The 20,207-nt window shown below is 34.5% G+C and carries 19 protein-coding genes; 10 read left to right on the forward strand and 9 right to left on the reverse strand.

Annotation, left to right across the window (positions count from 1 at the left end):
- Positions 1-128 precede the first annotated feature (128 nt).
- Positions 129-809, reverse strand: coding sequence for a uracil-DNA glycosylase (locus ACMHYH_RS08380; RefSeq protein WP_414838949.1), 681 nt, complete (start codon positions 807-809; stop codon positions 129-131).
- A 182-nt stretch (positions 810-991) separates the two neighbouring features.
- On the opposite strand from ACMHYH_RS08380, the gene ACMHYH_RS08385 reads away from it, so the two are divergent.
- The 4 genes from ACMHYH_RS08385 to ACMHYH_RS08400 all read left to right on the forward strand — a co-directional run bounded on the left by ACMHYH_RS08385 (position 992) and on the right by ACMHYH_RS08400 (position 3,863).
- Positions 992-1,879 (forward strand): Cof-type HAD-IIB family hydrolase, encoded by an 888-nt coding sequence (locus ACMHYH_RS08385; RefSeq protein ID WP_414838950.1) that lies wholly within the window; start codon positions 992-994, stop codon positions 1,877-1,879.
- Between the two features lie 93 nt (positions 1,880-1,972).
- A complete protein-coding gene (gene thiD, locus ACMHYH_RS08390) occupies positions 1,973-2,800 on the forward strand; it encodes a bifunctional hydroxymethylpyrimidine kinase/phosphomethylpyrimidine kinase (protein ID WP_414838951.1) in 828 nt (275 codons plus the stop codon).
- Positions 2,801-3,005: 205 nt separating this feature from the next.
- Positions 3,006-3,173 (forward strand): YvrJ family protein, encoded by a 168-nt coding sequence (locus ACMHYH_RS08395; RefSeq protein WP_414838952.1) that lies wholly within the window; start codon positions 3,006-3,008, stop codon positions 3,171-3,173.
- Between the two features lie 171 nt (positions 3,174-3,344).
- On the forward strand, positions 3,345-3,863 hold the full coding sequence (locus ACMHYH_RS08400) for an LURP-one-related/scramblase family protein (RefSeq protein ID WP_414838953.1): 519 nt from the start codon (positions 3,345-3,347) through the stop codon (positions 3,861-3,863).
- Positions 3,864-3,958: 95 nt separating this feature from the next.
- Here ACMHYH_RS08400 and ACMHYH_RS08405 read toward each other — a convergent pair whose 3' ends face one another.
- The gene (locus tag ACMHYH_RS08405; protein ID WP_414838954.1) at positions 3,959-4,522 is read right to left on the reverse strand and encodes a GNAT family N-acetyltransferase; all 564 of its coding nucleotides are present in this window, start codon (positions 4,520-4,522) and stop codon (positions 3,959-3,961) included.
- 174 nt (positions 4,523-4,696) lie between these two features.
- Between ACMHYH_RS08405 and ACMHYH_RS08410 the strand changes: the two genes are divergently transcribed.
- Both ACMHYH_RS08410 and ACMHYH_RS08415 read left to right on the forward strand, forming a co-directional pair.
- A complete protein-coding gene (locus tag ACMHYH_RS08410) occupies positions 4,697-6,151 on the forward strand; it encodes an amino acid ABC transporter substrate-binding protein/permease (RefSeq protein ID WP_414838955.1) in 1,455 nt (484 codons plus the stop codon).
- Positions 6,144-6,875, forward strand: coding sequence for an amino acid ABC transporter ATP-binding protein (locus ACMHYH_RS08415; protein ID WP_414838956.1), 732 nt, complete (start codon positions 6,144-6,146; stop codon positions 6,873-6,875). Before ACMHYH_RS08410 ends, ACMHYH_RS08415 begins: the two co-directional genes overlap by 8 nt.
- Before the next feature lie 234 nt (positions 6,876-7,109).
- Here ACMHYH_RS08415 and uvrC read toward each other — a convergent pair whose 3' ends face one another.
- The 3 genes from uvrC to ACMHYH_RS08430 all read right to left on the reverse strand — a co-directional run bounded on the left by uvrC (position 7,110) and on the right by ACMHYH_RS08430 (position 10,387).
- Positions 7,110-8,882, reverse strand: a complete 1,773-nt coding sequence (uvrC, locus tag ACMHYH_RS08420) for an excinuclease ABC subunit UvrC (protein WP_414838957.1) — start codon at positions 8,880-8,882, stop codon at positions 7,110-7,112.
- A gap of 139 nt (positions 8,883-9,021) precedes the next feature.
- Positions 9,022-9,291, reverse strand: coding sequence for a hypothetical protein (locus tag ACMHYH_RS08425; protein WP_414838958.1), 270 nt, complete (start codon positions 9,289-9,291; stop codon positions 9,022-9,024).
- A 19-nt stretch (positions 9,292-9,310) separates the two neighbouring features.
- Positions 9,311-10,387 carry a 3D domain-containing protein gene (locus tag ACMHYH_RS08430; RefSeq protein WP_414838959.1) on the reverse strand — a complete coding sequence of 359 codons (1,077 nt, stop codon included), beginning with the start codon at positions 10,385-10,387 and terminating at the stop codon, positions 9,311-9,313.
- Positions 10,388-10,555: 168 nt separating this feature from the next.
- Between ACMHYH_RS08430 and ACMHYH_RS08435 the strand changes: the two genes are divergently transcribed.
- Positions 10,556-11,035 carry a nucleoside 2-deoxyribosyltransferase gene (locus ACMHYH_RS08435; RefSeq protein ID WP_414838960.1) on the forward strand — a complete coding sequence of 160 codons (480 nt, stop codon included), beginning with the start codon at positions 10,556-10,558 and terminating at the stop codon, positions 11,033-11,035.
- Positions 11,036-11,241: 206 nt separating this feature from the next.
- Here ACMHYH_RS08435 and brnQ read toward each other — a convergent pair whose 3' ends face one another.
- The 3 genes from brnQ to ACMHYH_RS08450 all read right to left on the reverse strand — a co-directional run bounded on the left by brnQ (position 11,242) and on the right by ACMHYH_RS08450 (position 14,324).
- Complete coding sequence (gene brnQ / locus ACMHYH_RS08440; RefSeq protein WP_414838961.1) at positions 11,242-12,606, reverse strand: branched-chain amino acid transport system II carrier protein; 1,365 nt, start codon at positions 12,604-12,606, stop codon at positions 11,242-11,244.
- A gap of 168 nt (positions 12,607-12,774) precedes the next feature.
- Complete coding sequence (locus tag ACMHYH_RS08445) at positions 12,775-13,455, reverse strand: amino acid ABC transporter permease (RefSeq protein ID WP_414838962.1); 681 nt, start codon at positions 13,453-13,455, stop codon at positions 12,775-12,777.
- 17 nt (positions 13,456-13,472) lie between these two features.
- Positions 13,473-14,324 carry a transporter substrate-binding domain-containing protein gene (locus tag ACMHYH_RS08450; protein WP_414838963.1) on the reverse strand — a complete coding sequence of 284 codons (852 nt, stop codon included), beginning with the start codon at positions 14,322-14,324 and terminating at the stop codon, positions 13,473-13,475.
- Between the two features lie 525 nt (positions 14,325-14,849).
- Here ACMHYH_RS08450 and ACMHYH_RS08455 point away from each other — a divergent pair.
- Entirely contained in the window at positions 14,850-15,890 is a 1,041-nt protein-coding gene (locus ACMHYH_RS08455) for a hypothetical protein (protein ID WP_414838964.1), read from the forward strand.
- Between the two features lie 204 nt (positions 15,891-16,094).
- Complete coding sequence (locus ACMHYH_RS08460; RefSeq protein ID WP_414838965.1) at positions 16,095-17,723, forward strand: ABC-F family ATP-binding cassette domain-containing protein; 1,629 nt, start codon at positions 16,095-16,097, stop codon at positions 17,721-17,723.
- A 63-nt stretch (positions 17,724-17,786) separates the two neighbouring features.
- On the opposite strand, the gene ACMHYH_RS08465 is transcribed toward ACMHYH_RS08460, so the two are convergent.
- A complete protein-coding gene (locus ACMHYH_RS08465) occupies positions 17,787-19,256 on the reverse strand; it encodes a DEAD/DEAH box helicase (protein ID WP_414838966.1) in 1,470 nt (489 codons plus the stop codon).
- A gap of 295 nt (positions 19,257-19,551) precedes the next feature.
- Between ACMHYH_RS08465 and ACMHYH_RS08470 the strand changes: the two genes are divergently transcribed.
- Positions 19,552-20,169, forward strand: a complete 618-nt coding sequence (locus ACMHYH_RS08470; RefSeq protein ID WP_414838967.1) for an MBL fold metallo-hydrolase — start codon at positions 19,552-19,554, stop codon at positions 20,167-20,169.
- Positions 20,170-20,207: the final 38 nt, after the last annotated feature.

Genomic DNA, 20,207 nt, shown 5'->3' on the forward strand with positions numbered 1-20,207 from the left:
GTTCTTAACAAGAAATAACAGTTATTTCTCTCTGTTTTTTTAAAATATACCTTATTTGATTGATTTCCTTACAATTTGTCTATATAAACTAGTACAGTTTTATTCCATATCCTTTATCTGTACTAAAACTAGACTTTTTCAGGGAGTTGCCAATTAATTGGCACATGATTTAATTTTTTTAATGCTGCATTTGTATTTGAAAAAGGCTTTGAACCAAAAAAACCACGGTACGCTGAAAGTGGACTTGGATGTGGTGAAGTCAAAACAATATGCTTTTCCTCATTAATCAGGTTTCTCTTATTAATAGAAGCATTGCCCCATAAAATGAAAACGATTGGCTCTTCTCGATTGCTCAATGCCTTCATCACATGATCTGTTAGTTCTTCCCATCCCTTTTTACGATGTGAATGAGCTTCTCCTTTTCGTACCGTTAATACGGTGTTTAATAATAATACCCCTTGATCAGCCCAAGTCTTTAAATACCCATGGTTAACTCGCTTGTACCCAAGGTCTGTCTCTAGTTCTTTGTAAATATTTACTAAAGAAGGAGGAATCTTTACACCGGGATTAACAGAAAAACTTAATCCATTAGCTTGCCCAGGACCATGATAGGGATCTTGTCCTAATAGAACAACTCGAACATTTTGATAGGGTGTCCATTCAAAAGCTTGCCATATTTGTTCTTTTTCTGGATAAATCGTGTTGCTTTGGTATTCGTCTGTTAAAAATAAGGATAGTTTTTGATAGGTTGCATCTAAACTGGATTGATTTAAAATCGGAAGCCAGTCATTTTTAATCGGTATTTCCATAGTTAGCCTTCTCTCTATTTTGACCTCGTCTGTATCGTACTAAAGTTTATCTTTTCACACAAGTATTTTAGTTCCTCTATTTAGCTATTTTTTGCTTTAAAATAAAAGGTATAGGTACTTTTCCGATTAAATAAATGGTAGACTGAATAAGGATAAAACGGAAATTAGGAGGAAATACAGTCATGATTAAACTAATTGCATCAGATATGGACGGAACGCTACTTAATGAAAAGATGGTTATCTCAGAAATAAACGCTAAAGCAATTTTAGCTGCTCAAAAAAAAGGTGTCCACTTTATGATTGCTACAGGCCGAGGGTATTCAGAAGCTAAACCTCTGATTGAAGAGGTTGGTATTTCTTGTCCACTGATCACGCTTAATGGCGCACAAGTATACAATGAAGAAGGTGAGATTATTGAAAATATTGGCTTGAGTAAAGAAACAGTTCAAGCGATTTTAGAAAAAACTAAAGCACTAGGTTTGTATTGTGAGATGACAACTTCTTTAGGCGTTTATTCAGACAATAAAGCCAAGCGTATTGAAGCTGTTGCTTCATTAATCTATCGAACAAATCCAGATACCACTTTTAAGATGGCTGTTGTTCTAGCTGCTGCACGTTTAGAAATTATGAATATCAATTATGTTACAGACTATCAAGAGTTAATAGACGATGATTCTATTGAGATTTTAAAAATTATTGTCTTTAGTGAAGATGGACCAAAAGTTCTTCAACCACTTGCCGAGGAATTAGAGGAAACGGGTGATTTAGCTATTACTGCTTCTTTTGTAAACAATATTGAAATCAATCATGCTAAAGCACAAAAAGGGTTAGCTTTAGCTCGAGCAGCCCAAGCATTAGGTATTCATACAGACAATGTTATGGCTCTTGGAGACAACTACAACGATGTGTCTATGTTAAACGTTGCCGGCTACAGTGTAGCTGTTGCAAACGCTGAAGAGGGTGTTAAAGCCCATGCTAAATACCTCACTTCTACAAACAGTGAAAATGGTGTAGCTGAGTCTATTTTGTTAGCACTAAATGATGAAATGATGAAACAACTTGCTCGATAAATAGAGAGTTGAATTCCCTACAAAAAACAGTATAATAGGATTACTTATCATGACTTTTTATGAGAGAGTGATTAAATTTTAGGAGGAAGAAGAATGGCAGATATTAAAAGAACACTAACAATTGCAGGAAGTGACTCAAGTGGCGGTGCTGGAATACAAGCAGATCTTAAGACATTTGCTGAATACGGCACTTATGGCCTATCTGCCTTAACCGCAATTGCTACGATGGATCCTGATAACAACTGGAGCCATGGTGTAACAACGATTGATATCCCAGTTATAGAAGCTCAATTAAAAACAATTTTTGCAAGTGATGAAAAAATTGCAGCTATGAAAACAGGGATGTTACCAAACGTAGAAATCATTACTGTTGTTGCCAAAGCAATCAAAGACAATCAGTTAGAAAACATCGTGATTGATCCAGTAATGGTTTGCAAAGGGGAAGATGAAGTTTTAAATCCTGAAAATGCTACTGCATTGCGTGATATCTTAACGCCTCTAGCAACTGTTGTAACCCCTAATTTATTTGAAGCCGGTGTCCTTTCTGGTCTTGGAAAATTAACAACTCTAGAAGATATGAAAAAAGCCGCTGTAAAAATCCATGAATTAGGTGCAAAAAATGTCGTAATTAAAGGTGGAAAAGCTTTTACTAGCGATAAAGCAACTGACTTATTTTATGATGGCTCAACCTTCACAGTCTTAGAAACCGATAAACTTATTCCTGCCTATAATCATGGAGCTGGCTGTACGTTTGCTGCAGCTATTACAGCTGGATTAGCTCAAGGATTAAGCGTTGAAGAAGCTATCATGAAAGCAAAAGATTTTGTAACAGAAGCTATTCGTAGCGGATTCAAATACAATCAGTACATTGGTTCTGTTTACCACAGTGGTTACCGCTTGTCTAAACAAGAGACAATTTAGTCAACTTATTTCTTAAGTAGCCAATCTTTGTTCTAAAAATCTAGGTCTTACTTTTGATGATGATAGCAGAATTCATTCTAGTTCATTTTATGCTAGAATGGATTTTTTGTTTTATTTTTCCTTATCGCATTCAATTAAATGGTTACACCTTTATTTTATCTTTCGTTATCGCTTAGAACGATTCATTTTAGAAAGGAGCATTTATTTGGAAACAAACCCAGAATGGCTATCGGTTATCGGAGAAGTAATTGGCAATCTTGGCTTCCCTATTTTTGTCGCTTGGTTTCTTTTACAACGAATGGAAAACAAGTTAGATGAGCTAGTTAAAGCTATCCAAGATTTGAACCATGTTTTCAACAATACCAGTAGATAATCGTTAAAGAGGGCAATCAATTTTCTTTGTTTTTTTAGCAAAGACTGCATTGATTAAACTCTTTTTTATTTTTAATTGTATTCTTGTTCGCTAGACTCTTCGTTTTTCCCTGTTTTTTTGTTATAATAAAAAGAAATAGAAGCGTTAAAAATTAAATTGAGGTGAGTAAAAATGATTCATCTTCAGATAAAACAAGACTATGCATCTACAAAAAATAATCTAATTGTTTCGGACAAAAAAGGTAGAGAGTGTTACCTCATTGTCGGAAAATGGGGTCGAATTGGCGATGGATTTTCTCTTTTTGGCATTGGTGGTGACTTAATTATCGAAGTAAAACAGACTACCTTATCTCTATTTCCCAAGTTTAATTTAATGGTTGCTGGTAAAAAAATAGCAACAATAAAAAAATATCGAGGTCTAAAAGGGCCTTATTTCAAAGTTAGGCCGCTAGCCTGGAGTATAAAAGGTGACTTTGATACTAAGCATTACTGGGTTAAAAAAGGTAGGAAAACGATTATGGAAATGGAAAAAACTTATGTATCTTTTGGTGACTCCTATACTGTATCTATTGACCAGCAAACAAATGTGCCCATTTGTTTGTGTCTTGCCGTTATTGTTGACAATCTAGCCGTAACGAGAGAACCTACTAAAATAAAACAACTAAAAAAGCAGGCTATTCAACTCACTTAGTCTCAGTAAAATAGGAATGAAGAGCGAGACTTTTGTCTCCTCCTCATTCCTATTTTACTGTCGTATACTAAAGCTAAGCTCGTTTTTATTATTTTTTATCTTATCGTATATTGCATATGATCGTAACGATGGCCGCTAATCATGCGCTCACCGACTTTTCGATAACCCATCTTTTCATATAACTGTTTAGCAGAGTCATTATCTTGATCACAATTCAAGCCAATGATAGCCTCTCCTTGCTTTTTAACAACTTCAGGAAGAGCTGATAGCAGTCTTAACGCAACGCCTTGTCTACGAAAATTTGGTGCCGTTACAAGAGTGTCTAAATACCATTCCCCTGGTTGAGTTTCTTCATCCGTAAATAATGATCGGTTTTTAACGTTTAGCTGTTCCATGATTTTGGTCATAGGCTGGTCAATAATAGGCTCTAACTCCCCTTTATATCCAAAGCAAACTCCTGCTACTTGATTGTCACGAACACAGACTACCCCATTGCGGTAGCTATAGCGATAATTTTCATCCAACATGGCTTCTTGCATCAACGTCTTCAATGATGCTTCAGGAAATTCAGTTAATATAGGCAGTTCCATATCTTTTAACACAATCCAAATGAAGTCACATAATTCTTTTATTTCTTCTTTTTTAGCCATTCTTATCATCTTCTATTTCACTCCTTACTTTCATTTACAACTATAACCAAGAGTAAGATACATTTCAACTGAATAGTTTTCAACAAAACTATGTCAGAAGTTCTTACATCACTAGATGATATAGTGGTTGCAATCTGCTTAAATTTAAATTAGACTATAAAAATATGATAAAGGAGGAAACTTATGACTATTCACAAGCGCTCGTTATTTTTAACAGCAATAATACTACTACTAGGACTTTTTTCAACAGCCCTTAATCCGCAAGAAATCTCCGCACAAGCAAAAGATGGTAAATACATTATCGGAACGGACGTAACTTTTGCTCCCTTCGAGTATCAGGATACTGATGGAAACTACGTTGGAATTGATATGGATCTTCTAAAAGCTATCGCCCAAGACCAAGGTTTTGAATACGAAGTGAAACCACTTGGCTTTAGCGCCTCTTTACAAGCTTTAGAAACCAATCAAGTCGATGGAATGATTGCCGGAATGAGTATCACAGACGAACGTAAAGCAACGTTTGATTTTTCAGAGCCTTACTTTGAAAGTGGTGTCGTTATGGCTATCGCTGAATCTGATGATACAATTAAAAACTATGAAGACTTAGCTGGTAAAACGGTTGCTGTTAAAACAGGGACGACAGGTTCTGCTTTTGCCGAAACGCTCCAAAAAGAGATCGATTTCACTATCAATACTTTTGAAGATTCAGCAAACATGTACGAAGATGTTCAAGCAGGTAATTCAGATGCTGCTTTTGAAGATTATCCAGTTATGGCGTATGCTTTAAAAAATGATCGTTTAAAATTAAAAACACCTTTAGATCCTGAACCAGGTGATAAATATGGATTTGCTGTCAATAAAGACACGAACCCTGAATTACTCGAAATGTTTGATGCAGGATTAATTAATATAAGAGCAAATGGAAAATACCAAGAAATTTTAGATACGTACATTGGTGACGATGCTGTATCCGAGGCATCAGATATTGGCTTCTTTGGTTTAATCACAGAAAATAGTAGAGAATTATTAAAAGGATTAGGGCGGACCTTACTTTTAACTTTTGTCGCATTCTTTATCGCAACAATTGTCGGACTTATCTTAGGACTCTTTAGTGCTTCACCTAACAAAGCACTAAATATTATCGCTTCTCTTTATGTTGATTTGTTCCGTGGTATCCCTTTACTTGTTTTAGCTTTTTTTGTTTACTTCTCAATTCCACAATTGCTTGACTTACGCCTTTCAGCAGCAGTAGGGGGAGTCATTGCTTTAAGTTTGAATACGTCCGCTTATATAGCCGAACTAGTTCGTGGGGGAATTCAAGCTGTTGATAGTGGCCAATTAGAAGCAGCTAGAAGTTTAGGCCTTCCGTATAATACGGCTATGCGTAAGATTGTTCTTCCGCAGGCAATTAAGCTTATGATTCCTTCTTTTATTAACCAATTTGTTATCACTTTAAAAGATACCTCTATCTTATCTGTTATCGGAATAGTAGAATTAACTCAAACAGGAAAAATCATTATTTCTCGTACCTTCTCTTCAGGAAATATGTGGTTAGTTGTCGCTTTAATGTATCTTATTGTCATTACTATTCTTACTAAAATTTCAAATTATTTAGAACGGAGACTAAACAATGACTAAATTAAAAGTAGAAAATCTTAAAAAAAGCTTTGGCTCATTAGAGGTCTTAAAAGATCTGAACGTAGAGATACAAGAAGGCGAAGTTGTCTGCATTATTGGACCTTCTGGATCAGGTAAGAGTACCTTTTTACGTTGCCTTAACCAACTAGAAGATATTACTGGTGGAAAAGTTATTATAGATAATACTAACCTAAGCGATCATTCAAAAAACATTAATAAAATTAGAGAAAATATTGGAATGGTTTTTCAACATTTCAATCTATTTCCTCACTTGACCGTATTAGAGAATATTACTTTAGCACCAAAAGAACTGAAAAATCAAAAAGAAGAAGAAATTAATACACGTGCATTAGAGTTACTAGAAACAGTTGGTTTATCTGAAAAAGCTAACGATTACCCGAATTCTTTATCTGGTGGCCAAAAACAACGTGTAGCTATTGCTAGAGCTTTAGCCATGCAACCTGATATTATGCTCTTTGATGAACCAACTAGTGCGCTAGATCCTGAGATGGTTGGAGATGTATTAGAAGTTATGCAACTCTTAGCTCGTCAAGGCATGACTATGGTCGTCGTTACTCATGAGATGGGCTTCGCTAAAGAAGTAGCTGATCGCGTTATTTTCATGGATGCTGGCTACATTGTTGAAGAAGGGACTCCTGAAGAGTTATTCAATTCTCCTAAGAATGAACGCACAAAAGACTTTTTGAATAAAATTTTAGTATAAATAAACAACGTTGTCCATTAAACTGGACAACGTTGTTTATTTTTTAAAAAGAAGCACATGGAGAGATAACTATCGTTTTTAGCACTAATGAACTTAGCGTAATCATTTATCTATTCAATAATAAAATCTAGAATTTTTAGTTAATAATTTAAAACGTGACTTTAATCAAAAAAACTACTTTAATTTTATATAGTGAGAAAAGAAGAAAACCATTAACAAGTTTTCTTCTTTTTATTAGTCTAATTCATTTTTTATTCTTTCTGCTACCTTAGCTGGAATACCTAAGCCTATAATTTCTTCGATAGCTGCTTCCTTAGCTTTTTTTAGAGATTTAAACTGTTTTAATATTTTCGTTCTTGTTTTAGGTCCTACGCCATCTATTTGGTCTAATTTGGAAGAGAGACTATTCTTGTTACGCAATTGGCGATGAAACGTAATTGCAAAACGGTGTACTTCATCTTGAATTCGTTGGACTAGATAAAAAGCTTGGCTTGTTGGCTTTAAACTAATTTCCTCAAAATTTTCTCCATAAATTAAAGAAGATGTCCGGTGTTTGTTGTCTTTAACCATACCTGCTACTGGAATAGACAATCCTAACTCATTTTCTAAAATATTGATAGCGCCATTTACTTGTATTTTCCCACCATCCATTAAAATCAAATCTGGAAGAGGCTTGCCTTCTTTTAACAAACGTTCATACCGCCGTCTTATCACTTCTTCAGTCGTTGCTAATTCATTGCTTCCATGAACTGTTTTAATTTTATATTTGCGGTAATTGCTTTTATTTGGTTGTCCATCTTCAAAAGAAACCATTGCAGAAACTGGATTAGTTCCTTGAATATTAGAATGGTCAAAAGCTTCGATTCGAGTAATGTAAGGCAAGTTCATTGCAGCAGATAATTCTTTTATTGCACCAATTGTTTTTCGATCATCCATTTCAATCAATTTAAACTTTTCATTTAATGTAATCTCACTATTTTTAGTCGCAAGATCTAGCATATCCTTTTTACGTCCTTTAACAGGAATCCTTACAGATACGCCTAAAACTTCTGCTAGTATAGCCGTATCCATTTCTGCAGGAACTAAAATTTCTTTTGGCAAAATATGATTTTCTTCCTGATAAAATTGAACAATATAGGAAGACAATTCTTCCTGTGGAGTATCGTAACAGGGAAAAATCGCTGCTTCTCGTTTGATTAGAGTTGCTTGTCGAATGAAAAAGACTTGAATAGAAATCCACCCTTTATTCATATAGAAACTGAATACATCTCGATTTGTATAATCATTTGTAATAATATTCTGCCTTTCGACAGTCGTTTCTATATACTGAATTTGATCACGGTATTCAGCTGCTCTTTCGTATTGTTGTTCGCTAGCTGCTCCAATCATCTTAGTCCGTAGATCTTTTTTTACAGCCTTAACTTCTCCATTTAAAAATCGCTTAATATTTTCTATTTGAGCTTTGTATTCTTCTACCGGAACTTCATGATCACAAGAGCCCATGCACTGTCCCATATGGTAGTAAAGACAAGCTCGTTTTTGGAAGCCGTTGCATCGTCTTAGCGGATAGATTTTTTGAATAAAATGTTGTGTTTCACTTGCTGCGTAAACGTTAGGATACGGCCCAAAGTAAATTCCACCATTTTTTTTTACTTCAGAAGAAATAATCAATTGGGGATCACGCTCATTTGTAATGTTTAAATAAGGGTAGCTTGTTCCTTGTTTTAATTTTATATTGTATTTAGGCTGGTGTTTTTTTATTAATGTAATTTCTAATAATAAGGATTCTTTATCTGTTCCTGTAATAATCGTTTCAAAGTCAACGATTTCTTTTACAAGTAACTCCGTTTTTCCTTCATGTGTTCCTTTAAAATAAGAACGAACGCGGTTTCGCAAATTTTTAGCTTTTCCAATATAAATGATTTCATCATCGCTGTTTTTCATAATGTAGCATCCAGGTAAGTCAGGAAGCAATTGCAGTTTATTATTAATGTGTTCTCTCGTCATTTTTATGCCTCCTATTGCTTTTAGACAACTCAAACGTTATTAGCTTACAACTCTCTTTATTATTTGTAAAGACTTATGCTTTACCCTAAGAGAAAGCAAAAAACGACAAAATTTATTTTGTCGTTTTACTGATTGATTTCTATTTTTTTGTTTGTCCAAAAAGAAACAAATTATTAGCCGTGCTATAATCACAGTAACCAACTAGAACTTCTTGATAAACGTATTTTTTTCCTAGCTTAACTTGTTCAGTTTGAACTTTTTCTTGAATATCTAAAGCAATTTTTTGATATAATTCTTCTATACCTTCATTCGTAATTGGACCGAACTTTTCTTCCCAAGCCTCTAAAAAAGCTGCTTCATCATTATCCTGATAAAAATCAATATCTACTTCTTCAGTCAACTTATCCACCTATTCTTTCATTTTATACTTAATTTAAAACTCTAATTGTAATGGTTCTTCTACCCCATGATAGTGCTTGTCCTACTGTTGAAAAATGAATATCAATTTTATTCCCTTTTATAGCTCCGCCAGTGTCTCCTGCGATAGCAACACCGTAACCTGGTATTTCAAGCATCGTTCCTAATGGAATAACGCGTGGATCTACTGCAATAACCATCGGATTTTGCAATAAATTAATCCCTGTTGCAGTATGTGTGCTAAGACCTGGTTGCGCTGTAGAGTAGCCTGTTGCTGACACAACCATCGTTCTACCTGAAGATGTTGCTGAAATTTCTTGCTTGTTCTCCGTTTTTGGTTGTGTTGTATTTGTACTCACTGAAGCACTTGACTCTTTTTGAACGTTCACTTTTACAGCTAATTGTGAAGATTCAGCTTTTTTAGCTGCTTCTTGTGCTAGTCTTGTTTCTTCTGCTCTTTTTTCTGCATCTAATTTGTTTAAACTTTCTTGATTGGCATCCATCGTTTGTTGTAAACCAGCAACTTGATTATCTAATGCAGCTTTTTGCTTTTTCGAAGTCTCTGTTTGCTCTTCTAACACTAAGGCTTCTGTGTTTAATTTTTCTTGAAGAACGACTAACTTTTCTTGCTCTTCTTTTGCGATATCCATTTGATCATTTCCAGCAGATTGTAATGTCGCTAAAACGTAAGCACGATTAAATAAATCTGTTACACTTTCTGATTCAAATAATGACACAATTACATTTTGGTTCATTTCAGAAGTTTGCATTGTTTGCAAGCGATTCTTTGCTTGTTCTAGACGAGCAGCAACAACCTCTTTTTGCTTTTCAATTTCTGCTGTTGTTTGTCCGATCGTTTCTTTTTTTGCTTCTATTTCAACTTGCAGGCTTTCAAGTTCACTATTCTTTTCGTTTACTTTTACTAATGTTTGACTAATTTCGTCATCTAATTTTACCATTTCTTCTTTTTCTAACAACGACTGTACCTCTATTTTTTCTAACTTCGTTGCTGCAAAAACGGTAGTAGGAACTGTTCCTAGTAATAAAAATACCATCATTGAACTTATGAATAATTTACTGAATTTCATAGATTCACAATCCTTTCATCTCATCTTTTTTCATATCCGCTCGTTTTTCTACTTCTATTAGTATAACGGATATAATCCGCAAATATGTTTCGAGATAATTACTTTTTGTTACAAATCAGATTTAAGGTATACTGTTTTTGTAACAAACGTATTAGGAGGAGTGAAAAAATGACAAAAAAAGCTTATTTTGCAAGTCCATTATTTTCAGAAATGGAGTTAATGTACAATCAATATTTAGTGAGAAAGATAAGAGAACTATACCCTGAATTAGAGCTTTATGTTCCACAAGAACAAATGGAAATCAATGATAAAAGTGCTTATGCAGACTCTATCATGATTGCTAAAATGGACACTGAGCAACTGGTAAGCAGTCAATTAATGATTGCTGTTTTAGACGGTGTATCTATTGATGTAGGCGTTGCGACAGAGATTGGCGTTGCTTATCAAGCTGGCATTCCCATCATCGGTCTATATACAGACTCTAGACAACAAGGAGCGACAAATCAAAAGAAACTTGACGCACTACAAACAATTGCAGAATCACAATTTTCTTATGTTAATCTTTATACAGTTGGTATCATAAAATCAAATGGTAGCATCGTCAACTCTACTGAAGATCTTTTAGAGTCCATGAAATCTTATTGTTAAATAAGAACCACTTATTTATAAAAGAAAGCGTTCTTGTCTTTATTTGTAGCGTAATTTAATCTAAATTTTTCTTTTTTTTAGATTTAATTACAATTGTGTTACGTTATTTCATTAGTCAGTATCCTTTTTATATCTCTTATTCCTTTTTTATGGCAAACTAAAAAAACAAAAACTCCTTATGAAAGGCAGTTTTTGTTTTTTAGTTTTTATTTTGGATTCGGTTTCGTGAGTAAGCTGATTATCCAGCCAGTCATTAATCCAATCATTGCTGGTAATAGCCACCCCATACCATTTTCAAAGAATGGCAAGTATGTTTTGTAAAACACTAATATATTTTGACTACTCTCTCTATCACGAATCGTATTTGGTAAGGCATTTAACATATCTGCAAGACTAACAAAAAGCGTTAAAACAGTTGTTGTGACATAAACTACTTGACGATTTTTAAATAATGGCGAGAGTAAGGCTAATAAAATCAATGTGATAGCTAAAGGATATAAAAACATTAATACAGGAATAGAATAACTAATAATTTTTGTTAATCCGACATTTCCCACTAAGCAAGCTATGATACTAAAGATAAAGACATAAGTCTTGTAGCTAAACGTCTTAGGAAACATCTCTTGAAAGGTCTCTGAACAAGCTGTAATTAGTCCAATAGCCGTCTTTAGACAAGCTACGGTAACAATAATGGCTAATAGGATACTGCCTAGTGAACCAAAATAATAGTGAGAAATTTGCGTCAAGGCAATACCGCCATTTTCAGAAACTGGAAAACGCCCAACACTCATTGTGCCAAGATAAGCCAAGCCTGCGTAAATTAGGCCCATTAAAATCATACTAATTAAGCCCGATTTAATCGTATCTTTGGCTATGGATGCAGGTTTTGTCACACCTAATCCTTTAATCGTTTGCACGACAATAATACCAAATGCCAACGAAGCTAAAGCATCCATTGTATTGTAGCCTTCGGTAAATCCACTAGCAAAGGGAGCTGTTACGTAATCTCCAGTAATCGGTGCTTTCAGAATACCCCCTAATGGCTTAATAAAAGCTGTAAGCATTAAAACACTTAAAAAGACTAAAAATAAAGGATTCAATACTTTACCAACGTAAACTAGTATTTTGGTAGGTTTTAATGATAACAATAAAGCTGAGCCAAAGAAGGCTAGTGTAAAGAGCGCCAGGCCTAAAGTCTGGTACTCTTCTCCAATGTAAGGAGCTAGCCCAATCTCATAAGAAACGGTTCCCGTTCTTGGTAAAGCAAAAAATGGTCCAATCGTTAAATATAAGGCCGTAGTCATAAAATAACCGTAATAAGGATGAATGCGACTAGATAATTCAAATAAGCCACTACTATTGGAAACTCCGATAGCAACGACTCCTAAAAAAGGCAATCCAATACCAGTAATTAAGAATCCTAGTGTTGCCCAACTAACGTTCGAACCTGCAAGTTGGCCCATATGTACTGGGAAGATTAAGTTGCCTGCACCGAAAAATAAACCGAACAACATTGAGCCAATGTAAAGATAAGAAGAAAAAGTTAACTTTTTTTCATTTGTTTCTATCATAAGATACTCCTCTTTAAGATACTTTTTTAGTTCTTATGACTATATCCTTTTTTGACAATGACTACAAGAAAAAAATTATCAAAGGCTTGGTTAGTAGCCCCTACTAAAAAAACGAACAAAAATAGCCTTAAACTCACTAAGGCTACTTTTATCTATTAAAACATCCTTTTAATTTGTATAAACGGCCATTCTTTTTTCAAGAACATTTTGAAAGAGCGCAAAGACGCTACAAATTGCCCAATAGACTAAAGCGACTAAGATATACATCGTCATGTAATCGAATTCTCGTCCGCCAACAATCTTGGCTTGTTGAAATAGTTCTGGAACAGTAATCATGGCTGCTAAAGCTGTGCCTTTAATTAGATCCAATAAGACATTGCTCAGGGGTGGCACAGCTATTCGCATTGCTTGAGGGACAATTATTTTTCGCATCACTACTGGCCACTTTAAACCGAGAGCATAAGCCGCTTCCCATTGTCCTTTATCAACGGATAGCAACGCTGATCGTAAAATTTCAGCAATATATGCACTTGAACTCAAGCTAAATCCAATAATAGCTGCATGAACGGCTGAAAATTGAATCCCTATAAATGGAAAACCAAAATAAAGAATAAACAATAAAACAAGTAGTGGCGTACCTCTCATAAAAGAAATATAAATTCTTGCACTTATACTGGCCAATTTATTCTCTGACATACGCATGATCGCCAATAAAAATCCAATGGCCAAACCGATAGCCATACTTGTTACTGAAATCCCTAAGGTATATCCTAGTCCTTTTAAAACATAAGGCAAACTATCCAAAGCTAAAACAGGATCAAAAATATATTGCCATTGGATATCATTCATCCTCACTCACCGTCTTTCTACTCCTTTAAGTCAATTTCAGGAAAATCATAATCAATTTGTTGGGTTACATCTTCACCTGCATAGAATTCTTTAGATAAATCTGACAATGTGCCATCAGAAATCATTCCCTCTAATATTGCATTGATTTTTTTTGTTAATTCATCGTTGCCTTTTTTCATGGAATAATTTGTTTCAGAAGGATTGTAAAAAATATCATGTACTTTTACTGGAATCTCTGGCAATGCTGCTACAGCCAATTTTTGAGAATAGTAATCATTCAAAATCACGTCTGTTCGACCATTCGCTACATCGCTCAAGTACTGGTCATTTGTTGCATTGTCATAAATAACCTCTTCTGCTTCAAAATGACGAGCTACCTTCATATAAGAAGTTGTCGCTGCACCAGCTGCTTTTTTTCCTTTTAAATCTTCTAACGTATTGATACCTGAGTTATCTGATTTTCTGACAACCATTGCACCGTAAGAATATTTATAAGGAATGGTATAATTGTATTTATCTGCGTCTTCTCCATCGCGATCAATTCCCATTGCTGCTACATCAATGGCACCACTATTAACGGAAGTTAACATACCATCTACTCCCATTTCAGTAAACGCTATTTCTAACTCTAATCGATCAGCAACTTCACGAATAATCTCGACTTCATATCCTGTTAATTTATCTGTATCTTTTTCATGGAATGAACTAGGGTAAAGAGTTCCTGACGTTGCGACTTTTAAAATGCCGCTCTCTTGTATTTCTTCCCATGCTGTTTGCTCACTTTGATTGTCATTTTTTTCATTCGAACTACAAGCTCCCAGTGTTAAACTCACTGCTGCAACGAATCCTAAAATTAGTTTCTTTTTCATGTTTGTCTCGCTCCTCAAAAATTCTCTTTTTATTCTTGTTCCTATCTAGATTAACAACCCTTCTTAGAGTAGTCAAAGAAATAAGAAGCAAAACAACGATAATTGATTTTTTAAAAAAACAGGCTTTGTAAAACCTAATTAAATAGGCTTTACTAGCACTTCTTAAAAAACAATATTGTTTTTTAAGAAGTGCTAGTCTAATTAAAACGAGAATTTTACTACTTAAAAACATTTTCAGCAGCCTAATCTTGAATCCATTTCAACTGATTGGTTTGATTAGCTAAGAACTCATTGCTTTTTTTACCTTTCCACCCGTAACTAATTTCACTATTCTCTAATGAAAATCTAGCTCTTCTTTTTTATTGCATCTTTTAATGAGTTGGTTAACTGTATTGTCTATTTTTCACTAGAATGACCAATTATCTTACCCTACTTCACTATTTTTTGTTTATTCTCATTCCGCAACTTCATCTAAAAATGATACAATAGGTGAAAGAGACTCTTGGAGTGAAAGGGGGGAATAAAATGGATTTTGAACACGTTTTAACTACCAAAATTACCATTAATGGTGTCTTTCAAGATTTTCAGCTATACAGTGGCAAATTCTACCTGTGGCTATCAACAAATGAGTTAGTCGTTTACGATTGGAACAAGTGGATGAAACACCTAGCTTTCGTAAACCGAACCATTTATTTTGAACCTCAACCTACTGAACAGTTAGCGCTAAACATTGAAGCATTAGAACCATTTAAAGAAAAAGCTATCTTTTTTTCAGAACCGATTTATGACAGCGCCATTTTCAATCATGTTTTATACTATTCTGACGCTTCTGGATTTTATCGGTATTCATTAATTGCTAAAGAGGCAAAAAAAGAACGCCTTTCTTCTATTCCAATGCACCAAATTAATCTTTCTAAGAGTGGAAGAATGGCTCTAGCAGCTGGTGAAAAAGGCTTATTTGAGTACTTAGTTTCGTCTTATTATTTATTTAATGAGCCCGTCTACCAATTGACGCCTAGATTGGTTCAGTTAAGTGAACGTTACACAAGTAAATCAGAATGGCAAAACCATGATTTAATTCACTATGGCGCGAATCCTCAAGTAGAGGCTTATTTATTGAAAATGAATGAAAAAAAGGGGTTATTGCAACTAGTAAGCGATGAACTCAGTTATTCAACTACAAAGAATCACATGGCATCTATTCAAGAACTGCCTCTTTCTTTGTCATTGGACAAACCTTCTATGGATAGTGGTGTGCTGTTTTCTTTTGAAACAGATAAAGTTACTTTAAAAAAAGATCCGCTTTATCGATCTAAACACATCCAAATTTTAACAAGATTAGAAACAGAATCAAAAGAAGAATTTGATTCTTTAGATGACTTAGTTATTCATGAAACAAACTCTTTACTAACTATCTCCTTGCAAAACATCCATTTATTGTCTTTACATTCACTTCCTATAATAAACTGGCGTATTTATAGTCGGACTCGTAATTACCGCAATCAAGTGCATCTGCTTTATGAAAATAAAGTTGTCTTATACTTATTTACTGAAGTTAAGCGCTAAGTTTATTAATAGTATCTAATGTAAATAAACTAGTAAATGAATTTAAACGTCGTTTTTATTTAGAATTGCTCTTCTTTACTTGTAAACCAAGCTTTCTCATCATGTTTTATCAAATTAATGAAAATAACTTTTTAGCATAGATTTCAGTCCCTATCCATGTTAAAATAGACTAGATATACTATAGAATAGAGGTAAATAAAATAAATGATTACAGTATCTAATGTTAGTTTAGAATTTTCCGACCGCAAATTATTCGATGAAGTAAATATTAAATTCATCCCTGGCAACTGCTATGGCTTAATTGGTGCAAATGGTGCAGGAAAATCAACTTTTTTAAAAATTTTATCTGGTGAAATTGCACCTTCAACTGGAAATATCGCACTTGGCCCTGATGAGCGTCTAACAACCTTAAAACAAGATCATTATGGTTATGAAGAGTATACTGTTTTAGAAACAGTTATTATGGGACACGATCGTCTTTATGAAATTATGAAAGAAAAAGACGCTGTTTATATGAAAGAAGATTTCACAGATGAAGATGGCATCCGTGCCGCTGAATTAGAAGGCGAATTTGCTGAGTTAGATGGTTGGGAAGCTGAACCTCAAGCGGCTGTTTTGCTGCAAGGTTTAGGTATTCTAGATAATCTGCATGACACTAAAATGAGCGAATTATCTGGAGGACAAAAAGTTAAAGTTCTTTTAGCTCAAGCTCTTTTTGGTAAACCTGACGTTCTTCTACTCGATGAGCCTACAAACGGTCTAGACAAGTTATCCATTGAATGGTTAGAGGAATTTTTAATTAACTTCCCAAATACCGTTATTGTTGTTTCCCATGACCGTCATTTCTTAAATAAAGTTTGTACTCATATGGCTGACGTTGACTTTGGTAAAATTAAAGTTTTTGTTGGAAACTATGACTTTTGGTTAGAATCAAGTCAATTAGCTAGTAAATTAGCTGGCGATGCAAATGCTAAAAAAGAAGACCAAATCAAAGAATTACAAGACTTTATCGCTCGATTTAGTGCAAATGCTTCTAAATCTAAACAAGCGACTTCACGTAAAAAAACGTTGGAAAAAATTACTTTAGATGATATCCAACCTTCTTCACGTCGCTACCCATTTGTTGGTTTTTCTCCTGATAGAGAAATCGGAAACGATTTAATCCGTGTAGAAAATATTTCAAAAACAATTGATGGTAAAAAAATATTGAGTAACATTAGTTTTGCTTTAAATAAAGATGATAAAGTGGCTTTCACTAGTATGAATGAAGCAGCTATTACCGTTCTTTTCAAAATTATTATGGGTGAAATGGAGCCTGATTCAGGAACCTTTAAATGGGGTGTGACGACTTCTCAGACCTACTTGCCTAAAGATACTACTTCCGAATTCGAACAGTCTGACATGATGATCGTCGATTGGCTACGTCAATTTGCTTCACAAGAAGAAAGCGACAATACCTTCTTGCGTAGTTTCTTGGGCCGTATGCTTTTCTCTGGCGAAGATGTTTTGAAAAAAATTGGTGTGCTTTCTGGTGGCGAAAAAGTTCGTTGCATGTTATCTAAAATGATGTTGAGTAAAGCAAACGTATTAGTATTAGATGACCCAACAAATCACTTAGACTTAGAATCTATTACTGCTTTAAACGATGGATTGATGACATTCAAAGGTGCCATGCTATTCGCTTCACATGACTACCAATTTGTTCAAACAATTGCCAATCGTATTATCGAGATTACTCCTAACGGGGTTGTTGACCGTGCAGATACAACTTACGAAGCATTCTTAGAAAATAAAACGGTTCAAGAACAAATCAAAGAACTTTACGCTAAATAATACTAATGTAGTATAAAAAGAAGACCACAGACAAACGTTAGTTTGTCTGTGGTCTTCTTTTTTTTATTTATTTGCATTTGCTTTATGGACTTTTAGTTGTTTACCTTTTATGGTTCTTTCTTTCATTTCTTCAATCACTCTTGGGCCTTTGCCATTTAGCACTTCTACATACGTGACATTTTCTTGAATCGTAATAATCCCAATGTCATCGGCTTTGATTCCCGGAATATTTGTTAAGGTTCCAACGAAATCAACCGCTCTTAATTTTTTCTTTTTGCCGCCATTAAAATAAATTTTAGTAATGCCACGGTTCAATTCTTTGTTACGAGCTGTTTTGACTACCAACCGTTCTTGCATTTTCTTTTCAAATGCAAACTTGTGTGATTGGACAAACCGATTATTTGGAGGTGTAATTTCTGTGATTTCTTGTTGGGCATAGGTTCTAACTTCTTGCCACCAAGGTCTTTCTTTAGGTGTTACTAAAGTTAATGCTGTTCCTGTTTTCCCAGCACGTCCGGTTCTACCTGTCCGGTGAACAAAACTTTCTTTTTCTACAGGGACATCGTAGTTAATGACATGCGTGACGTTATCAATATCAATTCCACGAGCGGCTACATCCGTTGCGACTAAATAACGGAATTTCCCTTTTCTGAAATCGTCCATTACACTAAAGCGATCTTCTTGTACCATGCCACCATGGATTTTATCAATCGTTAAACCTGCTTTGTTCAAGAAAAGATACAACTGATTAACGGCTTCTTGTGTATTACAAAAAATCATACAACTGTCTGGATTTTCGATTGTCACTAAATCTAATAGTTGCTCTGGTTTCTTATCAGGATCAACTTTTAGATAAGATTGAACAATTTGTGGTTTCGATTCTTCTGTTGCTTCAATTTTAACCGATACTTTGTCAGCCTTCATATAGAAGCTAGCTAGTCGTTCAACTTCTGCTGGCATTGTTGCGGAGAATAAGAGTGTCTGGCGTTCTTCTGGTAGAAATTCAATAATGGCCGCCATTTGATCGATAAAGCCCATGTTTAACATCTCATCTGCTTCATCAATCACTAGATAACGCAATTTATCGACTTTGAAGGTCCCTTTTTGTAAATGGTCCAACACTCGTCCAGGGGTTCCCACAACAATATGACTTTTTTGTTTTAATTCTGATTTTTGTGTTTCAAAAGAAGATTTCCCAAAAACAGCTGTCGCTTTTATTCGTTTCAACCGACCGATATTTGTGATATCTTCTTTTACTTGCAACGCAAGTTCTCTTGTTGGAACTAAAACGAGTGCTTGCGGATGGTTTTCTTCCCATAAAACATTTTCACATAATGGAACACCATAACTAACTGTTTTCCCACTACCTGTTTGTGATTCAACGATAACATCTTTTTGTGCTAATGCTAAAGGCAATACTTCTTCTTGGACAGCCGTTGGCTTAAAATAACGCAAACTTTCTAGTGCATCAATTAGTTCTTGTCCAATCTTAAATTCTTCAAACCTATTTCTTTTCATAATAACCTCACTCATTTGTTTTATTTTTATAAGTATAACAGGATTTACATTTAAATATAGCTTTTTATTTACTAACTTAGGTGTCTCTCACAATTCAGAGCATGAAACCCTTCTCATTACATAAATAAAGACAAATAAGAGTCCTTTCTTTTCAGAAAATCGAACTCATTTTCATCTCATTAGATTAAATTATAGCATTCATTTAAAGAAAACTAAATAACGAATCCTTACTGTTACGTTTTACAGACCTGTTGATTTACGTTTTTTTCAAGTATACTAGATGTAAATGGATACGAAAGGGGTCATATATATGACTGAAATTAAACAAGTGGTTACAGGAACAATTGAAGAAAATTGTTACATTATTTATCAAGATAAAACGGCTTTAATTGTTGATCCGGGAGCGGATTTCAAAAAAATCATGCACGTCATTGAAGAATTACAAGTTGTACCTGTCGCTATCTTATTAACTCATTGTCATTTCGATCATATTGGAGCATTAGAACAAACTCGTTCAACGTATAACATCCCTGTTTACGTTAGCTCATTAGAAAAGACTTGGCTAATGGACCCTGCATTAAATCTTTCAAACTCACTTTTGCAACCTATTCGTACTCAACCAGCTGAATTTGAGTTTGACAAGAGGAAAGAATATACCTTTGATAAAATGACATTTCGTGTTGTTCCTACTCCAGGGCATTCTCCTGGTGGAGTTAGTTTTATTTTCTCTGATTTCGTTGTTACAGGTGATGCTTTATTTAAAAACAGCATCGGTCGTTCTGATTTACCTTTTAGTTGTTTAGAAGATTTAATAACAGGCATCAAAGAACAACTATTTGTATTAGCTGACGATATGCGTGTTTATCCTGGACATGGGCTACAGACAACCATTGGTCAAGAAAAACAAAACAATCCCTTCTTTATTTAACTCTTAGCTTTCAACTTTACCGACAAGGAGGACAATTT

This window comes from Carnobacterium sp. TMP28 (assembly GCF_047553015.1).
Taxonomy (GTDB): domain Bacteria; phylum Bacillota; class Bacilli; order Lactobacillales; family Carnobacteriaceae; genus Carnobacterium_A.